The organism is Comamonas sp. CMM02 (assembly GCF_014851485.1).
GTDB lineage: Bacteria > Pseudomonadota > Gammaproteobacteria > Burkholderiales > Burkholderiaceae_C > Comamonas > Comamonas avium.
Genome location: NZ_JACUZW010000002.1, coordinates 545,227 through 571,294, shown reverse-complemented (window position 1 = coordinate 571,294; position 26,068 = coordinate 545,227). Strand labels below are relative to the sequence as shown.

Sequence of the window (26,068 nt, the reverse complement as noted above, 5' to 3'; positions counted from 1 at the left end):
CCTTTGCTTGTTTGAAATCAAGCATCGCATACATCATGTGCAGCCAGCATTGGGGCAATCCATGTTGGGAAGGAATCCGTCAGACTATTATCTATAGCATTCAACGCTTTATCAGCAATGATTTCAGATAGTTTTATATTTGAAACACAAGTGGATAAAGCGATAACAGCTACTTCTTTTGATATGAATGGGCTGTCAGCATACTCACTGATACCGTCACGATCACACCCAGAAACACGCCAAATACGCCGGCCGAAATAGGCTGCAGCCCCCACCACAGACCATCTGCCAGCAACATGCTGGGCACCCACTGCTGAACCAGTTTTGCGTGTGAAAGCATGTAGTAAAGGGTGATACCCAGCCCTGCCAGCATGCCAAAGACGGCGCCACAGCGCGTCACACCGCGCCAAAAAATTCCCAGGACCATCGCCGGTACAAATGCAGAAGCTGCCAGAGAAAATGAAGCTGCCACCATCGGCAAAATGTCTGAAGGCCGCTGTCCGGCCACCCAGGCGGCCAGCAAGGCCACGGCCATCAATACAAATTTCGACAAAATCACCCGCTGCTCTGGTGACGTCCTTCCAGAGCGTTTCTGGAAATTCAGGTCACGCACCAGCGCGTTGCTGATGGTGAGCAGCAAGCCATCCGCCGTAGACAGCGCCGCAGCCAGCCCCCCGGCAGCCACCAAGCCCGCAATCACATAGGGCAGCCCACCAATTTCAGGCGTGGCCAGCATGATGAGGTCGGCGCCCAGACGCAGCTCGCCAAACTGCAAAATCCCGTCGTGGTTCACATCTTCCACAGACAGCAGCGACGCATCCACCCGCGCCCACTGGGCAATCCAGCTGGGCAGTTCATCAAAGCGCACACCCACCAAATTGTTCATCACCTCCAGCTTGATGAGGGCCGCCAGGGCCGGTGCCGACAAGTACAGCACGCCAATAAAGAACAGCGTCCATGCCACCGAAGTGCGCGCGCCCGAAACCGAGGGCACGGTGTAGTAGCGCGTGAGCAGATGCGGCAAGCCTGCAGTGCCCAGCATCAGGCAAAACATCAGTGCCAAGAAATTATTACGTTCATCATTGAACTGCTTTTGCTCTTGCTCCGTGCCATCAGGATTGCCCCCAAACGGCTGGCTGTGGCGTGGCAAACCCGACAGCGGCTGGGCACGCTCCCGGTACTCCTGCAGTTGCTGGCGCCACTGCTGTTCAGCCGTCTGTGCATTGCGCGGCAAATTGGCATATTCACGGCTGGTTGCCACGATTTGCCCCACATCGCTGTTGACCGAGCGCAGGTAGCGGATGCGTTCATGCAACACCAGCCGCTCACGCTCCAGGGCCAGAGGTACATCCTGCAGCTTGGCCTCCAGCATATCGGCGCGGTCGCTGTACGCTTGCTGCACAGCCAGTTCTTCGGGTGATACCAGCAGCCGCTCTTCCAGCTCCGCAATTTTTTGCAGCTGTCCTGCATAGGCCACAGCCGCCACCGGGTTGCCCAGCTGCTTGTACGCGAGCCACGACACCGGAATCAAAAATGCCAGCAGAATCACTACGTACTGCGCCACCTGTGTCCAGGTCACCGCACGCATGCCACCTAAAAAAGAGCACAACAGTACCCCGCCCAGCCCCAGCATGATGCCAATTTCAAACTGCACCCCCGTCAGGCGAGATGCGATCAGGCCAACGCCATAAATTTGTGCCACTACATAGGTAAATGAGCACACGATCGAAGCCAGGGCGGCAATGATGCGCGGCCAGTGCCCGCCAAAACGCTGCTGAAAAAAATCTGGCAGGGTGTAGAGATTCATCGCCCGCAAATGCGGTGCAACCAGCATGGCCACCAGACAGAATCCCCCGGTCCACCCCAGTAGATAGGCCAGCCCTCCGGGCTGCCCGCTGGAGCCGCCAAACCCTTGCAGATACAAAGCCCCGGACAAACTGATGAATGAGGCGGCGCTCATCCAGTCTGCAGCGGCGGCCATGCCGTTGTACATGGGAGGAATACGGCGTCCCGCGACGTAATACTCATCGGCATCGCTGGTGCGCCCCCACACCCCGATGGCGGCATACACCATGACCGGTATAAACAGAAAAATAGGGCCGATCCAATGGCGCGAGAGTCCTTGCCGCTCAGCCCAGTACATCAGCAGCAAAAATGCAATCACGCACAGGCAATACAGGCCTACCAGCCGGTGAACACGCCACAAATAGGCACGAGCGCGAGAAGAAGAGGCGTTGCTAGCGCCGGTCAGAATGGACATGGGGAGTGTGTGTGGCGATCAAATCTTCCTGGCTGTTTTGTGCACCCGTGCGCTCAAAAGCATCCATCACCACACAGTAAACCAGCACGATCAGCATGAACATCAGGACTGCCCCTTGGGCGGCCATCCAGTAGCCCAGCTGCCAGCCTTGCGCCCATGCCTGCAAGTCCCGTGCAAAAAAGCACACACCAAAAGAAAACACCACCCAGACCGCCAGCAAAACTGCCTTGAGCCACAGGTGGTGTGTGTCGTGCAAGTCGGGTGGCATCTGCCCCCCGCTTACAGAGGTTGACTGAGGCCCGTCATGCATATCGTGTTCAGACAGCTGCATCACAGGCCTTTCACTGGTTTAGCCAGCCAGATTTTGCCAGGTGTCGATCACGGTGTCGGGATTGAGCGAAATCGACACAATGCCCTTGTCTGCCAGCCACTTGGCGAAGTCAGGGTGGTCCGAAGGGCCCTGTCCGCAGATACCCACGTACTTGCCCTTGGCCAGACAAGCGTCAATCGCCAGCTCCAGCATCTTCTTGACCGCAGGATCGCGCTCATCAAAGTCTTGCGCCAGCAATTCCAGACCCGAGTCACGATCCAGGCCCAGCGTCAGCTGCGTCAAGTCGTTGGAGCCGATCGAGAAGCCGTCGAAGAACTCCAGGAACTCATTGGCCAAAATGGCGTTGGAAGGCACTTCGCACATCATGATCAGCTTGAGCTCGTTCTCACCGCGCTTGAGGCCGTTTTCGCCCAGCATGGTGGTGACGCGCTCAGCCTGCTTCAAGGTACGCACGAAAGGAATCATGATCTGCACATTGGTCAGACCCATGTCTTCACGCACGCGGCGCAGGGCTTCGCATTCCATCTTGAAGGCCTCGCCGAAGTCTTCAGAGATGTAACGTGCTGCACCACGGAAACCCAGCATCGGGTTCTCTTCCTCGGGCTCATAGCGGCTGCCACCGATCAGCTTGCGGTATTCGTTGGACTTGAAGTCCGACATGCGCACGATCACCGGCTTGGGCCAGAACGCTGCAGCAATGGTGGCCACACCTTCAGCAACCTTGTCTACATAGAACGCACGCGGAGAAGCGTGGCCTCGTGCCACCGATTCCACGGCCTTCTTCAGGTCAGGATCCACCGCTGGGTAGTCCAAAATAGCCTTGGGGTGCACACCAATGTTGTTATTGATGATGAACTCCAGACGAGCCAGCCCCACGCCCTGGTTGGGCAACTGTGCAAAGTCAAAGGCCAGCTGGGGGTTGCCCACGTTCATCATGATCTTGGTGCTGATCTCAGGCATTTCGCCGCGCACCACTTCAGTCACTTCGGTTTCGATCAAACCGTCATAGATCTTGCCGGTATCGCCTTCAGAGCAAGACACGGTCACCAAGGTGCCGTCCTTCAAGCGGGCAGTGGCATCACCACAGCCCACAACAGCAGGAATCCCCAGTTCACGCGCAATGATCGCCGCGTGGCAGGTACGGCCACCGCGGTTGGTCACGATGGCGGCAGCACGCTTCATCACGGGCTCCCAGTTGGGGTCCGTCATATCGGTCACCAGCACGTCGCCAGCCTGTACCTGGTCCATCTGCGCAATGTCAGACACCAGACGCACGCGGCCAGTACCAATCTTTTGACCAATGGCGCGGCCTTCGGCCAGCACATTGCCTGTGCCCTTGAGTTTGTAACGCAACTCAGCCTGACCCTTGGCCTGGCTTTTCACGGTTTCAGGGCGGGCTTGCAGGATGTAAAGATGACCGTCGGTGCCGTCTTTGCCCCACTCAATGTCCATGGGACGGCCATAGTGCTCTTCAATGACCAGCGCGTACTTGGCCAGTTCTTGCACGTCAGCATCGGTCAGCGAATAACGGTTGCGCAGCTCGGGAGCTACGTCCGTGGTCTTGACCAGCTTGCCCGAGGCGGCTTTTTCTTCCGGTGTAGAGAACACCATCTGAATCAGCTTGGAGCCCAGGTTGCGGCGGATCAGCGCGTTATTGCCAGCCTTGAGCATGGGCTTGTGCACGTAGAACTCATCGGGGTTCACGGCACCTTGCACCACGGTTTCGCCCAGGCCATAGCTGGAAGTGATGAACACCACGTCTTCAAAGCCAGATTCGGTGTCGATGGTGAACATCACGCCAGCTGCGCCCAGGTCAGAGCGCACCATGCGCTGCACACCTGCAGACAGGGCGACCACATCGTGTTCAAAGCCCTTGTGCACGCGGTACGAGATGGCGCGGTCGTTGTACAGCGAGGCAAACACTTCCTTCATCTTGTGCAGCACATCTTCAATGCCCACCACGTTCAGGAAAGTTTCTTGCTGACCGGCAAACGAGGCATCGGGCAAGTCTTCTGCAGTGGCTGAAGAGCGCACCGCAAACGAAGCCGCTTCATTGCCACCGTGCAGTGTGATGAAAGCGGCGCGGATAGCGGCTTCCAGATCTGCAGGGAAAGGCTGGGCTTCCACCAGCGCACGGATTTCTGCACCCACCTGAGCCAGTGCACGCACGTCCTCAACATCCAGTGCTGCCAGCTTGGCCGAGATTTTGTCAGCCAGCCCTTCAAAAGCCAGAAACTGGCGGAAGGCATGGGCGGTGGTGGCAAAGCCCGTAGGCACACGCACGCCCTGTGGCAGTTGGGAAATCATCTCGCCGAGGGAGGCGTTTTTACCGCCAACAACCTCAACGTCGCTCATGCGCAAGTTTTCGAAAGGAACGACCAAAGCGGCCGCTTCAAATCGGTTAGACATGGGAAGGCTCCAAAGTTAAAAACCGGACGCTCCAGCAGCCTGCCCAACAAGCACGCTCACTGGTGATCTCACATGTTTTCGACGACAACTTGGATGTTCTGGTTGTCGGTCATCGATCAGCATGCGAGCGAAATTGGGAATAATGGGCGCTATTGTAGGCCCGGTCGGAGTTTTTCACCGTAACACCGGGGTTTGATTTAAATGGAATTGCTTACCCATGCACACGCGCACCGTATTCGTTATTTCTGATGGCACCGGGATCACCGCCGAGACTTTTGGTACGGCTTTGATGACCCAGTTTGACATCAAGCCACGCATCGTGCGCATTCCCTTTGTAGATACGGTAGACAAGGCCCATCAGGCGGTGCGCCAGATCAACCACACAGGCGAAGTGGAAGGCAAAAAGCCGATTGTCTTTAGCACTTTGGTCAATCAGGAAGTGGTGGCAGTGATTGCCGATCACTGCAAAGGCTTGCTGATGGACATGTTTGGCACCTTTGTACAGCCGCTGGAAGAAGAGCTGGGCATGAAAAGCCAGCACCGTGTGGGCCGCTTCAGCGATATCAGCCAGAGCAAGGAATATCTGGACCGCATGGAGGCCATTAACTACACGCTGGCCCACGATGACGGTCAGACCAACCATGACCTGACGGGCGCAGACGTGGTGCTGGTTGGTGTGAGCCGCTCGGGCAAGACCCCCACCAGCCTGTATCTGGCCATGCAATTTGGTCTTAAAGTAGCCAATTACCCGCTGATTCCTGAAGACTTTGAGCGCAAAAAGCTGCCTCCAGCGCTGGAGCCCATCAAGAAAAAGCTGTTTGGCCTGACGATTGACCCCGTCCGGCTGTCTACCATACGCAACGAGCGCCGTCCCAACTCACGCTATGCCAGTCTGGAAAACTGTCGCAGCGAAGTGCATGAAGCCGAAGCCATGATGCGCCGCGCAGGTGTCAGCTGGCTGTCCACCACCACCAAATCCATCGAAGAGATTTCGACCACCATCTTGCAAGAGGTGCTGCCCCACCGCCTGGGCATGGGCATGCACGGCTGAGCACAAGCCTCGATACATCGCTGTTGAGCAAGCAGCTTTTCGTTCAAAAAAACCGCCAAATTAGCTTCTACCCCTTACTGCGTAAAGGTTAGAAGCTTTTTTTTCGCGTTCATGCCGCCGCTGCAGGCGCTGCGCCAAACACATACTGCTGCACGCCATCTTGCATGTGCAGCAACTCTCCACGCACCCCCCACACTTGCTCAATGCACTGAGGTGTCAGCACATCCTGGCACCGCCCCATGATGACGGCCTGCCCGCCCCCCGGTACCACCACCACATCGTGGGCATAACGCAGTGCCAGATTCAGGTCATGCAGCACGGCCACCACCCCAAAGCCCTGGTCGGCACGCTGGCGCAGCAACTGCATGCAGGCATGCTGGTGCTGCAAATCCAAAGCCGCCGTGGGCTCATCGAGCAGCAGCCAGCGTGCGCTGCCGTCGGGCAAAGGGTGCCACGCCTGAGCCAGCGCCCTTGCCAGATGCACTCTGGCACGCTCGCCGCCTGACAAGGTAGCCACCTCCCGGTCTGCCAGATGCATCACACCCGTGGCTTGCATGGCGCACTGCACGACGTGTGCTTCGTCCGCTTTGGGGTGATGGCGGTGCGGGTAGCGCCCCATCTCCACCACCTCCTGGCTGGTAAAGCTGAATGCCACCTGCGTGTCTTGCGCCATGAACGCCATGTGCTGGGCCAAAACGGCTGCCGGCCATTGCTGCAGCGCACGCCCTTTGAATACAACACGGCCTGCCGAGGGCTTACGCAATCCCACCAAGATGGACATCAGGCTGCTTTTACCAGCCCCGTTAGGCCCCAAGATGGCAGTAAAACGCCCAGACTGCACGCTGGCATGCACCTGTGCCAGGGTATCGCCCTGCGCATGTGCAGTGACTTGCAGGTGCTCGCAGCACAAACTGTTCACGGCATCGGTCATAACTTGTTCCTGAACTGGCGCAGCATCAGCAAAAACAGGGGGACGCCAATAAAAGCCGTCAGCACACCCAATGGCATTTCTGCCGGCTGCACGACCGTGCGCGCCACCGCATCAGCCACCAGCACCAAGCTGGCCCCCAGCAAGGCAGAGCCTGGCAATACCAAGCGATGATCCGGCCCTGCCACCAGGCGCACCCAATGCGGTGCCACCAACCCAATAAAACCAATCACGCCGGTGGCAGATGTGACCGATCCCACTGCCAGCGCAGTCACCACAATGGCATAGCGTTTGGTGCGCTCCACGGGCACCCCCAGCAACTGCGCCTGCGCTTCACCCAGAGCAATGGCGTTGAGCGGGCGGGCCAGTGCCATGGCCGCCACGGTACACAGCGCAACCACACAGCCCACCAGCCAGACAGTCGCCCAGCGCGCATGGCCCAAGCTGCCCATCAGCCACAGCTGCACGTTGCGCAATTGCTCGTCATTGGAGATATAGCTCAGGAACCCCAGGCCAGCACCTGCCAGCGCATTCACGGCAATGCCTGCCAGCAGCATCAACCCCACACGCGTGCCGCCAGACGATTGCGCCAGCCCATAAATCAGCAGCGTTACCGCCCCCCCTCCGATGAACGCGCTGACGGCCAGCGTCCAGCTTCCGAGGGTGAATCCCAAAGAGGCAAACCACAGCGGTCCCAGCACAATGGCGCAAGCTGCTGCCAGCGCTGCACCACCACTGACCCCGATCAAACCGGGGTCAGCCAGAGGATTGCGGAACATGCCCTGCATCAGCGCCCCCGCCAGACCCAGACCTGCACCTGCCACCAGCCCAAGCAGGAGACGTGGCAGGCGAATGTTCATGAAGACCAGATGCTCGGTGCTGGACGTGCTGCCCCCCAGTAGCCCATTGCACAGCACAGAGAGCAACTGAGAGGGAGCAATCGCGTAAGCGCCCTGTGTGCTCCCCAGAATCAATGCCAGCAACGTCACTACAACCCCACCGCCAATGACCACCTGAGGATGCAGGCGGCCACTGGGCAAGCGCCAGAGCGATGTCATGCCGTGACTTTCAGCATCTGGCTGTGCAGCTGAGACACCGCTTCAGGCAGACGGGGTCCAAATCCAAGCAGCTGGCTCGCCTCCATCATCACCAGTGCCTTGCGGGCAAAGGCCGGGGTCAACGCCAGTTCTGGCCTGCGCCAAAAAGCATCCACACCACCCAAGGCTTCAATGCCCTGGGTGCTGTTGACCAGCACATCTGGTGCAGCGGCAGCCATGGCCTCCGCCGTCAGTGGCCGGTAGCCCTCAAACTGCTGCACCACATTCTGGGCACCCGCCAAGCTCAGCAAGGCGTGGGCAGCAGTGCCCCGGCCAGCCACCAACGGGGCACCACTGTGCGACAGGATGAACAAAGCCTTGGGTTTGCGCTGAGCCTGTGCCACGGTGCTTTGCACCTGTGCCCACTGCGCTTTCAACTGCGTGACCAATGTTTGGGCCTGCCCCTCACGCCCAGTAATACGGCCCACGGTTTGCACCTTGCGCAACACTTCTGCAAAGCTATGGTCTGCAGCAATCAATTCCACACGCACCCCAGCCGCCCTGACTTGCTCCAGCACAATGGCCGGCCCTGCCTCGGCGGCCCCGACGATGGCATCGGGTCGCAGTGAAAGCAGCCCCTCTGCAGACAATTGCCGCAGATATCCCACCTTGGGCGTGCGGTTCGCAGCTTCCGGGTACAGGCTGGTGGTATCGGTTGCCACCAGCAAAGACTGAGCGCCCAAAGCGTAGACAACTTCAGTGACAGCACCACCCACGGTAATCAGGCGCTGCACCGGACGCTGGGCAGACTGTGCCCAGCGTGCGGGCAACGACAGAGCGCTACCTGCACCAGCTGCCAGTGCCAGCCACTGGCGACGAGAGAGTTCTGCAGCCATCACTGTCTCCTCAGGCGCGTGGCAAGTTTTCGGCCAGATCACGCCATGCTGTCAGCTCTGGCTCGCCCGGGTGGCGCACGCCAAAGAACATGGCCACCACATCACCACTGGCATCAAACAGCTCGACCGAAGTCACAATGCCGTCCGATGTCGGCTTGCGCACCAGCCAGGCACTGGTGATCAGGTCGCGGCGCAGATGCAGGCTAAAGCCAGGATCCAGCACATTGATCCAGTCAGCGCCGCCCGCAGACTGCATGGGCCTGACCTGCTTGACAGGCCCGGAATGAATCTGGATGCACCCCTTGCTGCCCACAAACACCATGATGGGCAATGCTGTTGCTGCGGACTGCTCCAGCAGGGGTGTCACGGCATTCAGATGCAATGCCTCGCTGTACAGCCCCTGCGTCAACCGGAAACTTTGCTGGCGCTCACAGCCAAATTTTTTGAGCATGCCAAAGAAGTCGTGCGTGTCCTGCATGGCAGCCCATGCCGTGCGCAGGCCTTCGGCGTCCATGCTGCTGTCGTCAGCAACCGCCGCCGGGGCGGCGGCTGGCACGAACTGGTAATCCGCCCGCGCATCCGCAAAGCGGGTGACTACGGCCTCCAGTGCCTGCAGGTTGGTGGCCTCGCGTGCATAAATTTTATGTACCGCCACACCGTGCTTGTTAAAAAACTGCAGGCTGAGCATCACCTTGCCATCACGCCCAGTCTCGGTCACGTAAAAACCAGCATGCCACTGGAAAAAGAAAATACGCAGATCAATGTCATCGTTGTTGCACAGAGCAACCTGGCCTTCGCGGCTGAAGCCTTTGTAGACCCCATCTTTTTCGTGCACTACCAATTCATTGCGGGTCAGTGCCATCAAGTCGCCACAAGGCTCCAGCGCCAACAAAATTTCAAACCACTCTGGCTTGAGCGCCTGGGCTTTCAGCGGCTGCTCATGCTGGCCCACATGGGCGGCTATCACAGCGCCTTCGCTCAAGCCGATGGCTTGGGCTGCATCTTTGGCGCGCAAGCCGTTGGCACGTGCCTGAACAAAAGCACAACGGATGGCTGCGTGATCAGCCAAAGAAGAATCAATCATGGCGTTCATTGCGTAGCTCCTGATTAGAAAATAAAGCAAACAAAAAGCGCTCGCACTCAGTGGCTGAGAGCGAGCGCTTGGGCACACACCTTAGAAATCCAGCACCATCGAGACGCGCACGTTGCGCCCTGGCTGGCTGTAGGCATCAATCGCAGCGCGCTCAGCCGCAGCTGTCACACCCCGCACATCCGACCAGTTCCAGTATTTTTTGTCGGTCAGGTTGTACAGCCCCACATTCAGGCGCAAGTCTTTGCGCAGCGCCACCTGTGCGGTCCAGTCCAGCACGGTGTAGGAAGGGCTCAGGAACAGGCTGCGCGAGCCTGTGGGTAAATCGCTCTTCTTTTTGCCTGCACTGTGGCTGGCAGCCAGCTCCCAGCGCCAGTTGGCTGCCTGCTGGCCCACGCCCAGCTTCAACTGGTGCGGGGCAATGCTTTCCAGGCCGCTGCCATCCTCGCCCGTACCCTTGGTGTAGCCATAGCCGCCATGCACCTGCCACACACCGCCCCAGGACTGGCCCAGCTGGGCCTTGCCTTTGAGCTCAAACCCTTTGATGGTGGCTTTGGCCTGATTGCGCGATTGCTGCAGGGTCACGGCCGGATTGCTGGGCAGCGTGCCGGCATCGGCGTAGCGCTCGATGAAGTTGCGATAGCGACCATAGAAAGCCGAGGCCTCCCACTGGAAGAGGCCCTCTGCATCGCGCAGGCCCAGCTCAAAGTTGTTGCTGGTCTCAGCCTTCAGATTGGGATTGGGCAGGATGTAGTAGCCATAAAACGGCGTGATGTTGCCGAAGTAATTGTTCATCTCCCCTGACGACGGAGCACGGAAGCCACGCTGGTAATTGGCAAAGGCCTGCACCCCGCCCCCCAGCTTCAATTGCGTACCCAGCTGAGGCAGCCACGCGCTGAAACGCTTGCTGGCCAGCGTGGCACCAGATGCTCCGGTGTTGATGCTGCCAGCATCCGGGTCTATCTTGACTGACTCATAGCGCAGGCCTGGCTTGACCATCCAGTCATCCCATTCGATGCGATCCTCTACAAAAACACCCCATCGTGTCGTGCGGCTGTCCGGGCCTTTGGGCACCGAAGTCGTCACACCCGCATCTGTTGACAGACTGCTGGTTTCGTTGTCCATGCGCGCCATATCCATGCCGTACTGCAGGTGGTGCATGCCCAGCGTCTTATAGGCCTGTACCCCCGCTTGCAGCATGCTCTCGTCGTAGGCATGGTCGCGCACGCGCATGCGGTTGGCGGTGGTGGTATCCAGCGCAAGCAGTTGCCGGTTGCTGCTGTCCTGCCAGGCCAGATAGGTGCGTAGCGCATCGGCGGCTGGAGCGTTCAGCGCAAAATCCGAGCGCAAAGAAACACGCGTGCGGCGGCTGTCTGTGGACTCAGTGTGCGACCGGGTCGTGCCGTTGTTGAAGTCGTGCAGGTTGTTGATATCGGTGTCCTGGCGGCGGTGCTCCACCGTGAACACATGGGTCTGACTGCCATCGGGCTTGAACACCAGCTTGGCCAGCGCCGAGCTGCGCTGGTTGTCTTCTGGGTTGGCCTTGGTACGGGTCAGCCCAGTGCCCCCTACCTTGCCCATGGTTCTGACTTCGTCACTCCAGTCGCCATTGAGTGCAACCAGCCACTGCAACTGCTCTGAAGCCTTGCCCGCCAGCGCCAGCCCCAGCGTACGCCCCTGGTTTTCGCTGCGCCAGCCCAGCAGGGCGCGGCCTGCAAAATCTTTGCTGCCACCCAGCAAGTCATAGGGAGACAAGGTGCGCATATTCACCACGCCTGCAATGCCGCCTGCTGGAAAACTGACATCGCTGGCGCCTTTATGCACCTCAATGCCAGCCAGCGTCAGCGGGTCGACATAGTCGCGCCCAAAGCTGTGGCTGTTCATGAAACTATCGGATTCGGGCTGAGGAATGCCGTCCACCAGGGTCTGCACACGGTTGCCGCCCAGACCACGGATTTCAAATCCTGTGTTGCCTTCACGCCCTGCCGTGCCACCGATGCCCGAGCCGCGGCGCGCCGCACGAGGCACCTCCACATTGATCATGTCGCGAACTGCGTCGCGAATATCCAGGATTTGTTTGCGCTCAATGTCCTCTTTGGTTACCACCTCCGTGGCGTAAGGGACAAGGGCAGGATCCAGTGCTTCCTGTGCCTCTTGCACCGTCACCGACGGCAAGACGGGATCAGCAGCATGGGCAGTAAACGACCACAGACAAGCCAACATGGCAGCCGCAGCCACAGGGCGCACCCCCACAGACATTCGTTGCATAACGCGTTCTCGGATAAAAAGTTCGTGACATGGCTGGCGAACCTGGACCAAGAACGGTCTGGGGATAGCTTGCAGGATTGAAAATTATATGAGAATAGTTATCATTTGATAAGCATCAACATGTAAACCTCATTCCTGGTGCGCAATTTTCCTTGTGCTATTGCGTGGCACCTGCCCCGGCAGCCCTGCCCCAGCGCCGCTGGGCAAAAGCACACCACACACACGCGGCGCTGGCCAATGCGCCGCCTACCCAGCCGATGTGCTGCATGCCCGCATGCAGACTCACCTGGCTACCCAGCAGCGCACCGGCCCCAATGCCGATATTGAAGATGCCGGAAAACAGTGACATGCCGACGTCTGTGGCGTCATGCGCCTGCGCCAGCACCTTGGCCTGCAGGGCCAGCACCATGCACATCATGGCGCTGCCCCAGACCAGGCACATTGCATACAGCGACATTTCATGCTGGCTGACTGGCAGCAGCAGCAGCAAGCTGGCAGCCATGGCCGCAATCGATACCAGCAAGAACCCTTTGGGGAAACGCGCGCCATACACACTGAACAAGACACTGCCAACAATGCCCATGCCGCCAAACAGCAGCAGCACCACGGTGGTCACATGCGCACTCAAGCCTGCCACCACCTGCACAAAAGGCTCGATATAGCTGTAGACGGTGAACTGCGCCGTCACCACCAAAATCAGCAAGGCATAAATGGCCATCAGCGCAGGGCGGCGCAGCAGCACCGGAATGCTGGAAGCAGAGCCTGAATTTTCACTGGGCAGCAAAGGCAGCAGTCTGGACAGCACCAGCATGACCACGACGGCCAGAGCGCCAATGGCCCAAAACGTTGTGCGCCAGCCCAGCCAGTCGCCCACCACGCGCCCCAGGGGAATGCCCATCACCATGGCCAGCGTCGTGCCCGTGGCCAGCATGCTCAGCGCCTGCGCTTTCTTGCCCGCCGGGGCTATGCGTACCGCCAAAGCCGCCGTGATGGACCAGAACACCGCGTGTGACAGTGCCACGCCAATGCGGCTGGCCATCAGCATCTCAAAACTGCTCACCATGCCCGAAGCTACATGGCTGACGATGAACAGCGCAAACACGCCCATGAGCAGCCTGCGTCGCTCTATCTTGCGCGTCAGCAGCATCATCGGCAGCGAGGCCAGTGCCACCACCCAGGCATAGATGGTCAGCATCAGCCCCACGTGCTCGGTTGGCATGCCAAAGCTGGCACCAATGTCGCTGAGCATGCCCACAGGCACAAACTCGCTGGTGTTAAAAATAAAGGCACCCATGGTCAGCGCACTGACGCTCAGCCACGCACGAAAATTAGAAGAAGCAGTATTGGAAGCAGCCATACCCGAACAAAAAAAGAGCACAGCCTGGTGACTGTGCCCCTGTATTGTTGCCGCGTCTCTCAAAGGGCTGCAGCTGCGCTGCACTTGCCCCTTTAGCTGTCAGTACGCAACTGTGAAACGCTGGCGCACGTGCAACTGGCGCTCCAGCGCATCGACCAGCGCTACCGCCAAGTCCTGGACAGAAATATCACCCAGTTGCCCATCCTCCTGCATCAACGGAGCATCACTGCCAGTACGGTACTGTCCGGTGCGACCACGCGCCTGGGCTGCAGAGCCTGCGTGAAAGCCCGCCGCTGGGCTGAGCAGCGTCCAGTCCAGAGTGTCTTCTTTTTGCAATTGCGTGAGCATGTCGCGCGCGGCAGAAGCGCCCGGGTAGATGGCTGCAGGAAATTCGGGGGTATCCACCAACTGCACACCTGGTGCCACATACAGACTGCCCGCACCACCTACCACCAGATAGCGCTTTACACCTGCCGCTTTCACCCCCTGCACGATGGCCGCTGAGCCACGCATAAAATCGTCGTAAATATTGGGATTGTTCCAGCCCGCGTTGTAGGCGCTGAGCACGGCCTGCGTGCCACGCACCGCTTGCTGCACGGCGGCTGCGTTCATTACGTCGGCCTGCACCACCTGCACACCCGCCTGTGCGGGCAGCTTGGCTGGATCGCGCACCAGCGCCACCACTTCATGACCGCGTTGCACCAGCTCCTGCAAAACAGCAGCACCTACAAAACCTGTCGCTCCAATCAACGCTACTTTCATGTCGAAACTCCTTGTATGGGGAAGTAATTGCTGAAGCTTAAGACGCAATACTGGCAAAAAATCACGCAGTTTTCACCAACACTTTGAAGCTGCACTTCACAATAGAGCGCATGGACGATCTCAAACGCATGGCAGTTTTTGCCACCGTCGTGCAGCACGGCTCCATGACTGCTGCAGCACGCAGCCTGGGCATGAGCCCTTCTGCCGTGAGCCAGCACATCCGCCAGCTGGAGCGTGAAGGCGGCGTCACGCTGCTGCACCGCTCTACCCGGCAGATTTCCCTGACCGATGCAGGCCAGCGCTTTTATGTGCAGTGCGCCACGCTCAGTGCTGCCGCCGAACGCGCACGCGCCGAACTGGCCGCCGAGCAGCAAGTTCCCAGTGGCGAGCTGCGTCTGGCTGCGCCCGTGGGCTTTGCCCACCATACCGCCCCGGCGCTGGGAGCCTGGCTGGCGCGTTTTCCGCAACTGCGGCTGCGCTTGCTGCTGGACGATGTGCCCATCGATCTGATTCAGGCGCGTGTCGATCTGGCCCTGCGCTTTGGCCCGCAGGCCGACTCCAACTGGGTGGCTCGCAAACTGGCCAGCACACCCAACTGGCTGTGCGCTGCCCCTGCATGGATACATGCACGCGGTGGAGTCCCTCAGCACCCCGCACACCTGGCGCAAGACACCTGGCTGACGCTGAGCCACCGCGACCAACACCAGCTTGCACTGATCTGGCAGCATCTACCCAGCGGTGAGCGCTTTACCGTACAAGCCATGCCCCGTGCCTTGAGCAACCACCAAACGGCCGTGCAAGCCCTGTGCGAAGCAGGCCTGGGCGTAGCGGTGCTCTCGGCCATGGATGTCACCGAGAGCGTGCAAAGTGGCCGCCTAGTACAACTGCTGCCAGAGTGGGACATGGGCCTGCTGGACATCTGGGCCGTCACCCCGCAGCGCGATGCGCAACCTGCCAAGGTGCGGCAGGCCATTGAAGAGCTGCAGGCCTACTTTGCCACCCTGCATGGCGTGAACCCATAAAAAAAGCAGCCCGCCATGGTGCTGCTTTTTAAATTTAATAGCTACTAGCTCTTATTTTTTATTCTTCACTGGATTTTTCAGACTTTGCTTCAGGCTTTTCGCCACGTTCGTAAATGGCCGATGCACGGCCCACAATCAGCGAATCGAGCCGGCCCACCTTGTCCATGTCGCGGTTCTTGTAGGGCAGCTTGTTGAGCACATAGCGAATGGCATTCAGGCGTGCGCGCTTTTTGCAGTCGCTCTTGACCACCGTCCACGGTGCATCGGCCGTGTCGGTTTCAAAGAACATGGCTTCTTTGGCGCGGGTGTAGTCCTCCCACTTGTCCAGTGACGCCTGGTCAATGGGCGACAGCTTCCATTGCTTGAGCGGATGCGACTCGCGCTCCTTGAAGCGGCGGCGCTGCTCTTTGCGGCTGACGCTGAACCAGAACTTCACCACATGCACTCCGCTGCTGACCAGCATGCGCTCAAACTGCGGTGCATCCTGCATGAACTGCTTGTACTGCGCGTCGGTGCAAAAACCCATCACGCGCTCCACACCAGCGCGGTTGTACCAGCTGCGGTCAAACAGCACGATCTCGCCGGCCGTGGGCAGGTGCTGCACATAGCGCTGAAAGTACCACTGCCCCTGCTCGGTGGGAGACGGTTTTTCCAGCGCCACCACGCGCGCGCCACGGGGATTCAAGTGCTCCATGAAACGCTTGATGGTGCCGCCCTTGCCTGCCGCATCACGGCCTTCAAAAATGATGAGCACGCGCTGGCCCGACTCTTTCACCCAGGCTTGCAGCTTGAGCAGCTCCACCTGCAGGCGGAACTTGTCCTTTTCATAGACCGAGCGGCGCAGCAAGTTGGCATAGGGGTAGCCGCCGTCCTTCCAGTCCTTGCTCAACTCTTCATCGGGATTGGCTTTGGCCGTGGCCTCGTTGCCCCCCAGCCGGTTGAGCGCCTTGCGCAGGGCCTTCTGGTCTTCGGGGTCTGAACCCTCGATCAAGGCACGCAGCGACTTGGCGCGCTCTTTGTCACTGCCCGGCTGGTCCAGCACACTCAGCACCGCCGCTACACGGCTTTTCTGCGCAGCCTGTGTAGCCTGACCTGCTACAAACTTTTCAATGGATTTTTCATCCTTGCCCATTGCAACATCGCCTGCGCTGGCCTTGCGTGTGCCATGGCCGGCACTACGGGCGCTCTTTTTGGTATTGCTGGGGGTGGGCTTATCAGCCATGCACGAAAACTCCTTGCCGCACACGCCATCCAGGGTGCACAGACTAAAAAAACGTCACTAGGAAACACATAAAGATACCATTGCGCGACAAGCGGGCAGTGCAAGCACCTGACAAGCAATGCGGCCCTTTGCACTTGACCTGCACTGCTTTTTCCGTTGAAAGTTGCTCCACCGATCTAGATAAGCCTGCAGTCATGACCACTTGTCGCCACTTCTTCGCTGCGCTGATCACATGCCTGTACACCGCAGGCATCGCCCATGCCCAGGTCATACGCTGTGTGGATGCCAGCGGACACGTTACCTATACCGATGGCACGTGCCCCAACAGCAAGCAAGTGCAAGAAATCTTGCCGCCCCTGACCGCACAGGAGCAGGCTGAGCACGAAGCCCAGTACCAGCAAGCGCTGGAACGCAAACGCGCCGCCCAGCAACTGCAGGCCGAGCGCGAGGTGGCCCAGCAAAAAGCCGATGCCCAACGCGCTGCCGCACTGGCAGCCCAGCGCCCAGTGCCACCCGTGATCGTGCAGGTGCCCCCCAGCGACCCCATCACCACCTATGTGCCGCTGTACCCGCCCCGCCCACCGCACATCCGTCCGCCGCACATCCGCCCTCCACCCCCCATACGCCCCCAGCCCGACACTGGCAGCTACAACTGCAATGTGTTTCGCTGCTATGACGGCAAAGGCAATACCTGGAGCCGCCCCTGATCTTCAGGCCACTAGGCCCTGCAGCACCGTGGGGTAGCGCAGGCGCACACGCAGCTCCTGCTTGATACGCGCATTGCGCATGCGGCGTGACTCGCCCATGAAACTGAGCATGGTGGGCGCCAGCATCTGCTGCGCTGCATCCCGCGTCACACGCGGTGGTCGGGGCATGCCATACAGGTCGGCAGCCAGATCGAAATACTCGCCCATGCGCATCTGCGTGTCATCACTGGCGTGATAGACCCGTTGCGGTTTGCCACGCCACATGGCGGCAATGGCAATGCGCGCCAGATCATCAGCGTGAATGTGGTTGGTATACACATCGTCTTGTGCATTCAAGACTGGCAAGCCTTTGAGCAATCGCCCGCGGGGCGTGCCCCCCTCCCGGTCGGGCGCGTAAATACCGGGAATACGCAGCACCTGCACCCGCAGACCACTGTGCTGGCCAAAGTGCAGCAAGCGCTGCTCGGCATCGACACGCCGGCGTGCACGATCGGTTGTGGGGTTCAGCGTGCGCGTTTCATCCACCCATGCCCCGTCGCAATTGCCGTAAACACCCGTGGTAGAGCCATATACCAGCGCCTTGGGCAAGCGCCCCTGGCGCAGTACACGTACCACATGCGCACTGCGCGTATCAAAGGCCCCCTGCCCCGGCGGAGGTGCCATGTGAATGACGCGATCCGCCAGCCCGCGCAAACGGCGCAGGCTGGGCAGATCATCCAGATTCCCGACCAGCGGCGTTATGCCCAGCTGGCGCAACGCCGCTGCTTTCTCGGGCGACGACGTCAACGCCAGCACCTTGGGGCCATGCTGGCGCTTCTGCGCCGCCACCGGCTGCAGCGCCTGTGCAATACGCTGGCCCACATCCCCACAGCCAATGATGAGCACACGCGTTCGGCGAAACCTTGCTGGCAAAGCACCGCGCGGGATTTGGATTGAAGGCAAAATCGGGTATCCCCATTGAATACTGTTGTGCAACGGGCCACTTTGTGCAGCCCATTGCCTGTGCTGCGCCACGCCTGCCCTGCAGGTCAGCGCACATTGAGAAACCGCCAAGGATAGCTAGAAGATGACCGCCCCCGCATTCCAGATCACCGTTGAACCCAGTGGTCGCCAGTTTTCCGCCAGCAGCAGCGAGACCATTTTGGCTGCAGCCATCACTGCCGGCGTTGGCCTGCCCTACGGCTGCAAAGACGGAGCCTGCGGCTCATGCAAATGCAAGAAACTCAGCGGAGAAGTCACGCACGAGAGCCACTCAGACAAGGCTTTGACACCCGCTGAGCTGGAGGCTGGCTTTATTTTGACCTGCCGCGCAACAGCACACACCGATGTGGTGCTGGAGTCGCGCCAAGTCACCGACGCCCACGCTTTCCCCATCAAAAAAATGCCAGTGCGCGTGGCCGCTTTCGAAAAGCTCTCGCACGACGTCATGCGCGTTCAGCTGCAATTGCCCGCCAACACCGTGTTCCAGTATTTTGCGGGCCAGTACATTGAATTTATCTTGCGCGACGGAACACGCCGCGCCTACTCCATCGCCACAGCGCCCCATGTGCAGGAAACGGCTCCCGGTATTGAACTGCACATCCGCCACATGCCCGGCGGGGTGTTCACCGACCATGTGTTCGGTGCGATGAAGGAAAAGGAAATTTTGCGCACTGAGGGCCCTTTTGGCAGCTTCTTCCTGCGCGAAGACTCCGACAAGCCCATGGTGTTCCTGGCCTCTGGCACCGGCTTTGCCCCCATCCAGGGTTTGCTGACACACATGCAGCACAAGGGCATTACCCGTTCTGTCAGCCTGTACTGGGGCGGTCGCCGTCCAGAAGATCTGTACCAGGATGCATGGGTCAAGCAACTGGCTGCGCTCATGCCCAATCTGCGCTACGTGCCTGTCGTGTCAGATGCTCAGCCCACCGACAACTGGACAGGCCGCAGTGGCTATGTGCACCAGGCGGTGCTGGATGACTTTGCTGATCTATCGGGCCATGAGGTCTACGCCTGCGGCGCTCCCGTCATGGTGGATTCGGCCCGTACCAGCTACACCAGCCAGCGCGCTCTGCCAGAAGAAGCGTTCTTTGCCGACGCATTCACCAGCGCAGCAGACAAGTAAACGCGGCACTGCCCGCACAAGGCCGCCTTGCGCGGCCTTTTTTACGGCTGCTTACAAAGCCCTGTACTGGACAAAAAAATCTCTTGGGTGTACCACGCACAAAAAATGCGCACTCGCAACAGACACGCCGCATTCTTCAACGAAAAAAGCGAATCACGCTGCAAATACCTCGAACTCAGCGCATACCCAAGTCCATCCAGACGAATCTTGCACAATACTTGCCATGAACCGTCGAAACATCTTGCTGTCCTCCGTTGTCTGTGCCGTGGCACTGGCATCTCCCTTGGCTCAAGCTGCTGAGCAGCCCATCCGCCTGATCGTGCCTTATGCACCTGGCGGCCCGCTGGATGTCACATCCCGCATACTGGCTGAGCGCGTGCGCGATAGCCTGGGCACCGTGATTGTGGAGAACAAGCCCGGAGCGGGCGGCAACATTGGAGTAGATGCCATTGCCAAGGCGGCTCCAGATGGCAAGACCATCGGACTGGCCGCTGTAGCCACCCACGCCGTCAATCCATGGCTGTACAAGAAGCTGCCTTTCGATGCTGATAAGGACTTTGCGTCCATCACACAGATGGTGCGCGTCCCCAACGTGCTGGTGCTCAATACGCAAAAGGCCAAAGAGCTGAACATCAACTCGGTCGCAGACCTGGTTGCCTACGGCAAGGCCCACCCCGGCAAGCTCAGCTATGGCAGCGGCGGCAATGGCAGTGCGGGTCATCTGGCTGGTGAAATGCTGCAGCAGGGTCTGGGCTTTACAGCCGTACATATCCCTTACCGCGGTGCAAGCCCAGCCCAGCTGGCGCTGCTGGCCGGTGAGGTTGATTTCAACATCGACAACCTGGCTGCTGCATCCAGCAACATTCAATCGGGCAAGCTCAAGGCTCTGGCCGTCACCACGCCCGACGAAAGCAAGCTGCTGCCCGGCGTGCCTCCACTGTCCAAGAACATCAAGGGCTTTGCCATTGATACATGGTGGGGCCTGGTCGCACCAGCGGGCACACCTGCCGATGTACTGGAAAAACTCAACAAGGCATTCACTGACGCCCTCAAGGACCCCGAAACGCAAAAACGTTTTGCCTCTTTGATGGCCGAACCCGTGCCCACTACGCCCAAAGAGTTCCAGGCATTCATGGCTGCAGAACGCAACAAATACGGCCCTGTGGTCAAGGCCTCAGGCGCCAGCGTTGATTGATATCACGGCATGCCGCATGCTGTTTTAAAAGGCACCTTCGGGTGCCTTTTTCATGTGCAAGCACAAATCGCCGTCGCTTTCAGGCTGCCCGCCAATCCCCTGCACACAGACAGTCAGTACTTACCCGCAGCCGCTACGTGCAAAGAACAGCTGCGCTACAAACAAGTGGCCATGCATTGAGATAACTGCGCTTGACGCAGGTTTGTGATTGACCCCGGGAGGAGACCACCATGCCCAAAATCCGCTGCAGCTACCAGCTTCACATCCAGTTGAGCGAAAGCAAGCCCGCCATCTGGCGCCGCCTAGTCGTGGCAGACAGCACCAGCCTTGCCCAATTGCATCGCACCATTCAGGCAGCCATGGGCTGGCAAAACCGCCACGGCTACGCTTTTGAAATTGCGGGACAGCGCTACGGCCAGCCCAATGCCGACTTGCCCGAAGACCCCACCATGGATGCACGCCGCTACACCCTGAGCCAGCTGCTGCAAGGCCAGGCCCTGGCAGTGCGCTACCTGTATGACTTGAACGCAGGCTGGCAACTGCGCATCAAACTGGAGGCCTGCACCCCCATTGGCAGCCCTGAAGCCTTGCACAGCCTGCCCATTTGCCTGGGCGGGCGCAACGCATGTCCACCAGAAAACTGGAGCGGCGGCATGTCCGCATTTACAGATTTTGTGCAGGCTATTCAAGACAAACAGCACCCGGGCCACCATGCAGCATTGCGCCTGCATCCAACTGATTTCGATGCCAAGCTTTTTGATCTGCCAGCAGCACAAGCCCGCATTCACGCCTTGCAGTTACTGCGGCCAAGCACATCGGCAGCAGTTAAGCCAGAAACCGCATTTCTATAGAGACTTTTCAAAATAAAGAGCAGCTAGCGCAGGCGGTTAAAGGCTTTCGAAGGTCAATGACTTCAAAGGTGCCAAAAACAAAGCGCCATCTGCTCTTTTTTCAATCATTTCAAACGGTTATCCAGCGCAATTGCACATGTTTTATTGATCCGCGTCATGCCTGAATACAAAATGCTCTCCGTTAGCTCGGAGAAAGTTTGAATTTCACAAAAGTCTGAAAGTTCAGGATCACAATATCGGCCAACTGGACAGTTAGACCCGTTCTAAGGTTCGTGACTGCCGAGCAACTCTCTCTTCACAACGATTTGTTTCGTAAGGATTTGCGCTATGAAAAAAACTCTGATGACGCTCGCCCTGCTGGCTGCTGGTGGCATTGCTGCTCCAGCTATGGCTGCTGACTGCGCTATTACCGTTGAAGGTAATGACCAAATGCAATTCAGTGTGAAGAACATTGAAGTGCCCAAGTCCTGCAAGAACTACACCGTTACCCTCAAGCACGTGGGCAAGATGCCCAAGTCCTCGATGGGCCACAACCTGGTACTGACCACCGCAGCTGACGCCACCGCAGCTGCTGCAGATGGCATGAAGGCAGGCGCAGCTGCTGACTATGTCAAGGCTGGCGACACCCGCGTCATCGCACACACCAAGGTCATTGGTGGTGGTGAATCGACCCAGGTTGTGATAGATGTGGCCAAGCTCAAGGCTGGCACTGACTACACCTACTTTTGCTCTTTCCCTGGTCACTCCTTCATCATGAAGGGTGCGCTGAAGCTGGGCGCTTAATCCACGCTGACCGCCGGTGCATGCGCCGGCATCTCTTCAAAAAGCCCCGGGCATTGCGCCCCGGGGCTTTTTTGTTGCCTGCCTGGCTCCAAGACTTCTGTGTTCGATAAACACCTGTGACCTGCGCACATGCAATCTCTCGACAGCTCACCGCTAGCATGCGGCAGCGATCACCCAACAACACACCGAGGAGCCAGCGCATGGACCACACAGCACACCAGACCCCACACCCCGAAGAAGGCGCCGTTCGCCAGCCTCTGGAGATGTACATGCGCGGCCATGCAGAAGACAACGCAGAGCACATGCGCGCTGCCTTCCTGCCCACTGCCCGCCTGGAAAGCGTGCGCGAAGGTCCTCTGACGTCCTGGGATCTGGACTTTTACTGCCTGCGTTTTACCAATACACCCGCACCCGACGAGTCCACGCGCCGCCGCAGCATTGACTGGCTGGACATCACCGGCACCTCGGCCATGGCAAAAGTTACGCTGGTCCATGGCAGCGTCACCTTCACAGACTATTTTGTGCTGCTCAAAACAGAACAGGGCTGGAAGATAGCAAACAAAGCATTTCACGCACAACCGCAATAAGCGGCCTCTTTTGATACCCCCAAGCCCAGCCATGCTGGGCTTGCTTGTTTGGGAGTAAAAATTACTGGCCATGTCTGCTTAAAGTCTTTTCAGCACAGCGCACAATGCCCTCTTTTTCATAGCACTCAAAAACGCTCCAGACCATGACTCAGCAAAGCATTGCAACCTCGTTTTTCACCATCGGCGAATTCCATGCTCTGAGTGGTGACGAGATCACACGCACCGCCCATATCGATGTGCCAGCCGAGTGCCTGCAGGTTGCGGCCACCTTGCAATCGGCACGCCAATGGCTCAATGAGCAGCACGCAGGCATCGATATGGAATGCGCTGCCGAGCTGCCTTTGCGCGGTTATTTCTCGTTCCAAAGTGAACAATCCACGCAAGGCTTTCACGTAGAAAGTGCGCAGTTGATTGCCATGGATGAAGGCTTTGTTGTCCGCGCCAGTCTGGACAACGGCGTGTGCGTAGAAAGCGACTGGCTTGCCATTGCGTTGTAAAAATTCATAAGGCTAACGCTCTAGCGCACACCAGAAATCGTTAAAAGCTATATTTTTTAAACCACGCACCAGCACTTCACACCACAGCACAGCCCGCAGACATGCGGGCTTTTTAATGTCTGCCCCTTGTTGCTGCACGCTCATTCGCTGCGCTCTGACACGTTTGCTTGCTTTGTTCTGGCTTGCAAGCGGGTGTAGATCGCCCAATATGGGAGCCATGTACTACGGTGAACGCTTTAACGCCTGGACGCATCTGGTTGGCGCCCTGTTTGCGCTGACGGGCGCGACATGGCTGATCGTGGTCACCAGCCTGCGCGCCGACGCACAGGCCATCACCAGCGTCAGCATCTATGGCGTGGCCATGGTGTTGCTGTATGCCACCTCAACCCTCTATCACAGCGTGCGCGGCCCGGCCAAACGCATCCTGCAAAAGTTCGACCACCTGAGCATCTATCTGATGATTGCAGGCAGTTACACGCCGTTTTGCCTGATCAGCCTGCGCGGTGCATGGGGCTGGAGCTTGTTTGGTGTCGTCTGGGGCCTGGCCCTAGTGGGCATGCTGCAAGAGATCAAGCCCCGCAATGAGGCACGTGTGCTTTCGCTCATCATTTATGCGGTGATGGGCTGGGTGGTGGTGGTGGCTACAGGGCCGCTGCTTGAGGCACTGGGCACTGCTGGCTTTATCTGGCTGGCTGCAGGCGGCCTGCTCTATAGCGTAGGTATCGTGTTCTTTGTGCTGGATGGCCGTGTGCGCCATTTTCACGGCATCTGGCATCTGTTTGTGATTGCAGGCAGCTTGCTGCATTACGTCACCATCATGCGCTACGTCTTGCCCAGCGCTGTGGTTTGATGAAGGCTTCCCCGACGTCCCACCAGCCCTGCGCTCACAGCAGGTCTTGCTGAACAGGCAAGGTCTGGGGACTCTCTTCAGGCGCATCTGTGGTGTTAGTCAATGGCGGTGGAGCCAGCACTTCATCCCATGTCACGCCCGCCAGAGGCTCCCAGTGCGCAACCATGATCCAGCGCAGTATTTGCGGCGCACTGGCCAGCTCTTCACCCAGAGCATCCAGGGCCTGACAAAGATAGCGAATGCTGCTGCGATCCAAGGCCGCAACGGGCTCTTCAATGAGCGTCAGGCGTGCACCGCTGGCCAAGGCAGCAGCGATGCCCAGCTTGCGCAGGCACCCGGTAGACAAATGCCACAGGGGTTTGGACAAATGCTCTTGCAGGCCAAAGCCCTGGCAATGGCGGCTCCAGGCGGCCTCGCTCCAGGTGGGCCAACGCTGCGCGACTTCTTGCACCCATTGCTGGGCAGACATTTCACGCTCGTGCATTGCCGCACGTGGATGGTGCCAGTACACCTGCGCCACGTAGGCCGCACTGTCTGCCTGACTGCACAGACCCGCACACTGCACACGACCACGCCCCGCAACAGCATGCCCGGCCAGCACCGCCAGCCATTGCTGCGCTTCTTCGCCAGATTCATCGACCACCACGCAGATGCCAGGCTGCAACTGCTCGCTCCAACCTTTGGCTGGAAACTGGATGCCTTGTGGCCACAAATCGGCCCAGACCATCAGTGGTTTGTGCAACTCCTCGCGTTCATGTATGGCATTGGGCACAGGCCACCTTTTCCTTTCTTGTAACCAGCTTCATCACACCAGGGCTGACATCCCAGCCAGCAACTGTCAGCAGCGGCCTGCACAAGGCAAGCACATTCAGTGCCTGCTCGCGCACGGGGTAAGTCGGCAAATCAGACTTTGTTTGCCGGGGGTGACCATAAACCGCTATACATTTTGCATGTTTGTTACAGGGAGAGAACATTGCAAATCAAAACTACGGCCGTCTTGACACTCACCGCTGCTCTGGCTTTGACTGGCTGCGAAACCATGACCGAAACCCAGCGCAACACAGCCCTTGGCGTGGGCGTAGGTGCTTTGGCAGGAGCAGGCATTGCCAAAGCCACAGGGGGAAAAGCCGGTAAAGGGGCTTTGATTGGTGCAGCAGTAGGCGGCGTGGGCACCTATGTCTGGTCGGCCAGCATGGAGCGTCAGCGTCAGGAATTAGAAGCTGCAACCCGTGGCACGGGTGTGACAGTGTCGCGTACCAGCGACAACCAGCTCAAGCTGGCCATACCGTCGGACATTTCGTTTGACAGCAACAGCGCCTACATCAAGAGCCAGTTTCGCCCCGTGCTTGACAGCTTTGTAACCAGTCTGCGTCGCAACCCTAACACCCACGTCATCATCGTGGGACACACCGACAGCACGGGTGGTGCGCACATCAATGACCCCCTGTCGCTGAGCCGCGCCAACGCCACACGCGACTACATCTTCAGCCAAGTGCGTGGCCCGCGCATCCAGACCGACGGCCGTGGCGCACGTGAACCTGTTGCCTCCAACGACAGCGCCTGGGGCCGCGCTAAAAACCGTCGCGTTGAAGTGTTTGTGGCCGCCGCACAGTAAAAATAAAGCAGCACCTTCAATAACAGAAACGCAATCCACGCCTGGATCACAAGCGCTGGCTGCGTTTCTGTCGTGCCCTGCCTCAGTGTCAGGGCCGCCATGCAGACAGTGGCCTGCGTGTTCACCTACACAGGGTTGAGGACTTCTACCACTCGATGCCAATTGACACATTTGGTAATGACTTCTATCTTTTTGCAAGCGTCCCAATGTGCCGCTTTGCAGCCACGGTCGTAACGTCAGCGCAGC

The 26,068-nt window shown here is 58.8% G+C and carries 24 protein-coding genes; 11 read left to right on the top strand and 13 right to left on the bottom strand.

Annotation, left to right across the window (positions count from 1 at the left end; translation table 11 throughout):
• Positions 1–169 precede the first annotated feature (169 nt).
• The 3 genes from IB213_RS07800 to ppsA are packed head-to-tail and all read right to left on the bottom strand — an operon-like array spanning position 170 to position 5,000.
• Positions 170–2,260: a VC_2705 family sodium/solute symporter gene (locus tag IB213_RS07800; protein ID WP_191722911.1), complete on the bottom strand. Its 2,091-nt coding sequence runs from the start codon at positions 2,258–2,260 to the stop codon at positions 170–172.
• Positions 2,238–2,570 carry a DUF4212 domain-containing protein gene (locus tag IB213_RS07795; protein ID WP_225214100.1) on the bottom strand — a complete coding sequence of 111 codons (333 nt, stop codon included), beginning with the start codon at positions 2,568–2,570 and terminating at the stop codon, positions 2,238–2,240. The genes IB213_RS07800 and IB213_RS07795 overlap by 23 nt, the downstream gene beginning before the upstream one ends.
• A gap of 39 nt (positions 2,571–2,609) precedes the next feature.
• The gene (gene ppsA / locus IB213_RS07790) at positions 2,610–5,000 is read right to left on the bottom strand and encodes a phosphoenolpyruvate synthase (protein ID WP_191722913.1); all 2,391 of its coding nucleotides are present in this window, start codon (positions 4,998–5,000) and stop codon (positions 2,610–2,612) included.
• Positions 5,001–5,217: 217 nt separating this feature from the next.
• On the opposite strand from ppsA, the gene IB213_RS07785 reads away from it, so the two are divergent.
• Complete coding sequence (locus tag IB213_RS07785) at positions 5,218–6,051, top strand: pyruvate, water dikinase regulatory protein (RefSeq protein WP_192405900.1); 834 nt, start codon at positions 5,218–5,220, stop codon at positions 6,049–6,051.
• A 109-nt stretch (positions 6,052–6,160) separates the two neighbouring features.
• On the opposite strand, the gene IB213_RS07780 is transcribed toward IB213_RS07785, so the two are convergent.
• From IB213_RS07780 to IB213_RS07750, 7 genes are all read right to left on the bottom strand, one after another.
• Complete coding sequence (locus tag IB213_RS07780; protein ID WP_192405899.1) at positions 6,161–6,982, bottom strand: heme ABC transporter ATP-binding protein; 822 nt, start codon at positions 6,980–6,982, stop codon at positions 6,161–6,163.
• A complete protein-coding gene (locus tag IB213_RS07775) occupies positions 6,979–8,037 on the bottom strand; it encodes an iron ABC transporter permease (protein ID WP_192405898.1) in 1,059 nt (352 codons plus the stop codon). Before IB213_RS07775 ends, IB213_RS07780 begins: the two co-directional genes overlap by 4 nt.
• Entirely contained in the window at positions 8,034–8,915 is an 882-nt protein-coding gene (locus IB213_RS07770) for a hemin ABC transporter substrate-binding protein (RefSeq protein ID WP_370551200.1), read from the bottom strand. The genes IB213_RS07775 and IB213_RS07770 overlap by 4 nt, the downstream gene beginning before the upstream one ends.
• A gap of 7 nt (positions 8,916–8,922) precedes the next feature.
• On the bottom strand, positions 8,923–10,005 hold the full coding sequence (locus IB213_RS07765) for a ChuX/HutX family heme-like substrate-binding protein (RefSeq protein ID WP_192405896.1): 1,083 nt from the start codon (positions 10,003–10,005) through the stop codon (positions 8,923–8,925).
• Positions 10,006–10,086: 81 nt separating this feature from the next.
• The gene (locus tag IB213_RS07760) at positions 10,087–12,270 is read right to left on the bottom strand and encodes a TonB-dependent hemoglobin/transferrin/lactoferrin family receptor (protein ID WP_192405895.1); all 2,184 of its coding nucleotides are present in this window, start codon (positions 12,268–12,270) and stop codon (positions 10,087–10,089) included.
• Positions 12,271–12,427: 157 nt separating this feature from the next.
• Positions 12,428–13,627: a sugar transporter gene (locus IB213_RS07755; RefSeq protein WP_192405894.1), complete on the bottom strand. Its 1,200-nt coding sequence runs from the start codon at positions 13,625–13,627 to the stop codon at positions 12,428–12,430.
• 99 nt (positions 13,628–13,726) lie between these two features.
• Positions 13,727–14,389 carry an NAD(P)-dependent oxidoreductase gene (locus IB213_RS07750; protein ID WP_192405893.1) on the bottom strand — a complete coding sequence of 221 codons (663 nt, stop codon included), beginning with the start codon at positions 14,387–14,389 and terminating at the stop codon, positions 13,727–13,729.
• A gap of 110 nt (positions 14,390–14,499) precedes the next feature.
• Between IB213_RS07750 and IB213_RS07745 the strand changes: the two genes are divergently transcribed.
• A complete protein-coding gene (locus tag IB213_RS07745) occupies positions 14,500–15,411 on the top strand; it encodes a LysR family transcriptional regulator (RefSeq protein WP_192405892.1) in 912 nt (303 codons plus the stop codon).
• Positions 15,412–15,469: 58 nt separating this feature from the next.
• On the opposite strand, the gene ppk2 is transcribed toward IB213_RS07745, so the two are convergent.
• A complete protein-coding gene (gene ppk2, locus IB213_RS07740) occupies positions 15,470–16,633 on the bottom strand; it encodes a polyphosphate kinase 2 (RefSeq protein WP_192405891.1) in 1,164 nt (387 codons plus the stop codon).
• A gap of 194 nt (positions 16,634–16,827) precedes the next feature.
• Between ppk2 and IB213_RS07735 the strand changes: the two genes are divergently transcribed.
• Entirely contained in the window at positions 16,828–17,340 is a 513-nt protein-coding gene (locus tag IB213_RS07735; RefSeq protein ID WP_192405890.1) for a DUF4124 domain-containing protein, read from the top strand.
• 3 nt (positions 17,341–17,343) lie between these two features.
• Here the strand turns inward: IB213_RS07735 and IB213_RS07730 are convergent, their stop codons facing one another.
• Entirely contained in the window at positions 17,344–18,282 is a 939-nt protein-coding gene (locus IB213_RS07730; RefSeq protein WP_192405889.1) for an SDR family oxidoreductase, read from the bottom strand.
• A gap of 124 nt (positions 18,283–18,406) precedes the next feature.
• On the opposite strand from IB213_RS07730, the gene IB213_RS07725 reads away from it, so the two are divergent.
• From IB213_RS07725 to IB213_RS07695, 7 genes are all read left to right on the top strand, one after another.
• Positions 18,407–19,444 carry a CDP-6-deoxy-delta-3,4-glucoseen reductase gene (locus tag IB213_RS07725; RefSeq protein WP_191722926.1) on the top strand — a complete coding sequence of 346 codons (1,038 nt, stop codon included), beginning with the start codon at positions 18,407–18,409 and terminating at the stop codon, positions 19,442–19,444.
• A gap of 223 nt (positions 19,445–19,667) precedes the next feature.
• Positions 19,668–20,639 carry a tripartite tricarboxylate transporter substrate binding protein gene (locus IB213_RS07720; protein ID WP_192405888.1) on the top strand — a complete coding sequence of 324 codons (972 nt, stop codon included), beginning with the start codon at positions 19,668–19,670 and terminating at the stop codon, positions 20,637–20,639.
• A gap of 230 nt (positions 20,640–20,869) precedes the next feature.
• Complete coding sequence (locus IB213_RS07715) at positions 20,870–21,490, top strand: plasmid pRiA4b ORF-3 family protein (protein ID WP_192405887.1); 621 nt, start codon at positions 20,870–20,872, stop codon at positions 21,488–21,490.
• A 327-nt stretch (positions 21,491–21,817) separates the two neighbouring features.
• Positions 21,818–22,273 (top strand): azurin, encoded by a 456-nt coding sequence (gene azu, locus IB213_RS07710; RefSeq protein WP_191722929.1) that lies wholly within the window; start codon positions 21,818–21,820, stop codon positions 22,271–22,273.
• A 200-nt stretch (positions 22,274–22,473) separates the two neighbouring features.
• Complete coding sequence (locus IB213_RS07705) at positions 22,474–22,860, top strand: nuclear transport factor 2 family protein (RefSeq protein ID WP_191722930.1); 387 nt, start codon at positions 22,474–22,476, stop codon at positions 22,858–22,860.
• A 143-nt stretch (positions 22,861–23,003) separates the two neighbouring features.
• Positions 23,004–23,357 carry a hypothetical protein gene (locus IB213_RS07700; protein ID WP_192405886.1) on the top strand — a complete coding sequence of 118 codons (354 nt, stop codon included), beginning with the start codon at positions 23,004–23,006 and terminating at the stop codon, positions 23,355–23,357.
• 217 nt (positions 23,358–23,574) lie between these two features.
• The gene (locus tag IB213_RS07695) at positions 23,575–24,207 is read left to right on the top strand and encodes a hemolysin III family protein (RefSeq protein ID WP_191722932.1); all 633 of its coding nucleotides are present in this window, start codon (positions 23,575–23,577) and stop codon (positions 24,205–24,207) included.
• Positions 24,208–24,241: 34 nt separating this feature from the next.
• Here the strand turns inward: IB213_RS07695 and IB213_RS07690 are convergent, their stop codons facing one another.
• Positions 24,242–24,979 carry a hypothetical protein gene (locus tag IB213_RS07690; RefSeq protein WP_192405885.1) on the bottom strand — a complete coding sequence of 246 codons (738 nt, stop codon included), beginning with the start codon at positions 24,977–24,979 and terminating at the stop codon, positions 24,242–24,244.
• A 201-nt stretch (positions 24,980–25,180) separates the two neighbouring features.
• Here IB213_RS07690 and IB213_RS07685 point away from each other — a divergent pair, with 201 nt between their 5' ends.
• Positions 25,181–25,822: an OmpA family protein gene (locus IB213_RS07685; protein WP_370551189.1), complete on the top strand. Its 642-nt coding sequence runs from the start codon at positions 25,181–25,183 to the stop codon at positions 25,820–25,822.
• The last annotated feature ends 246 nt before the right edge of the window (positions 25,823–26,068 follow it).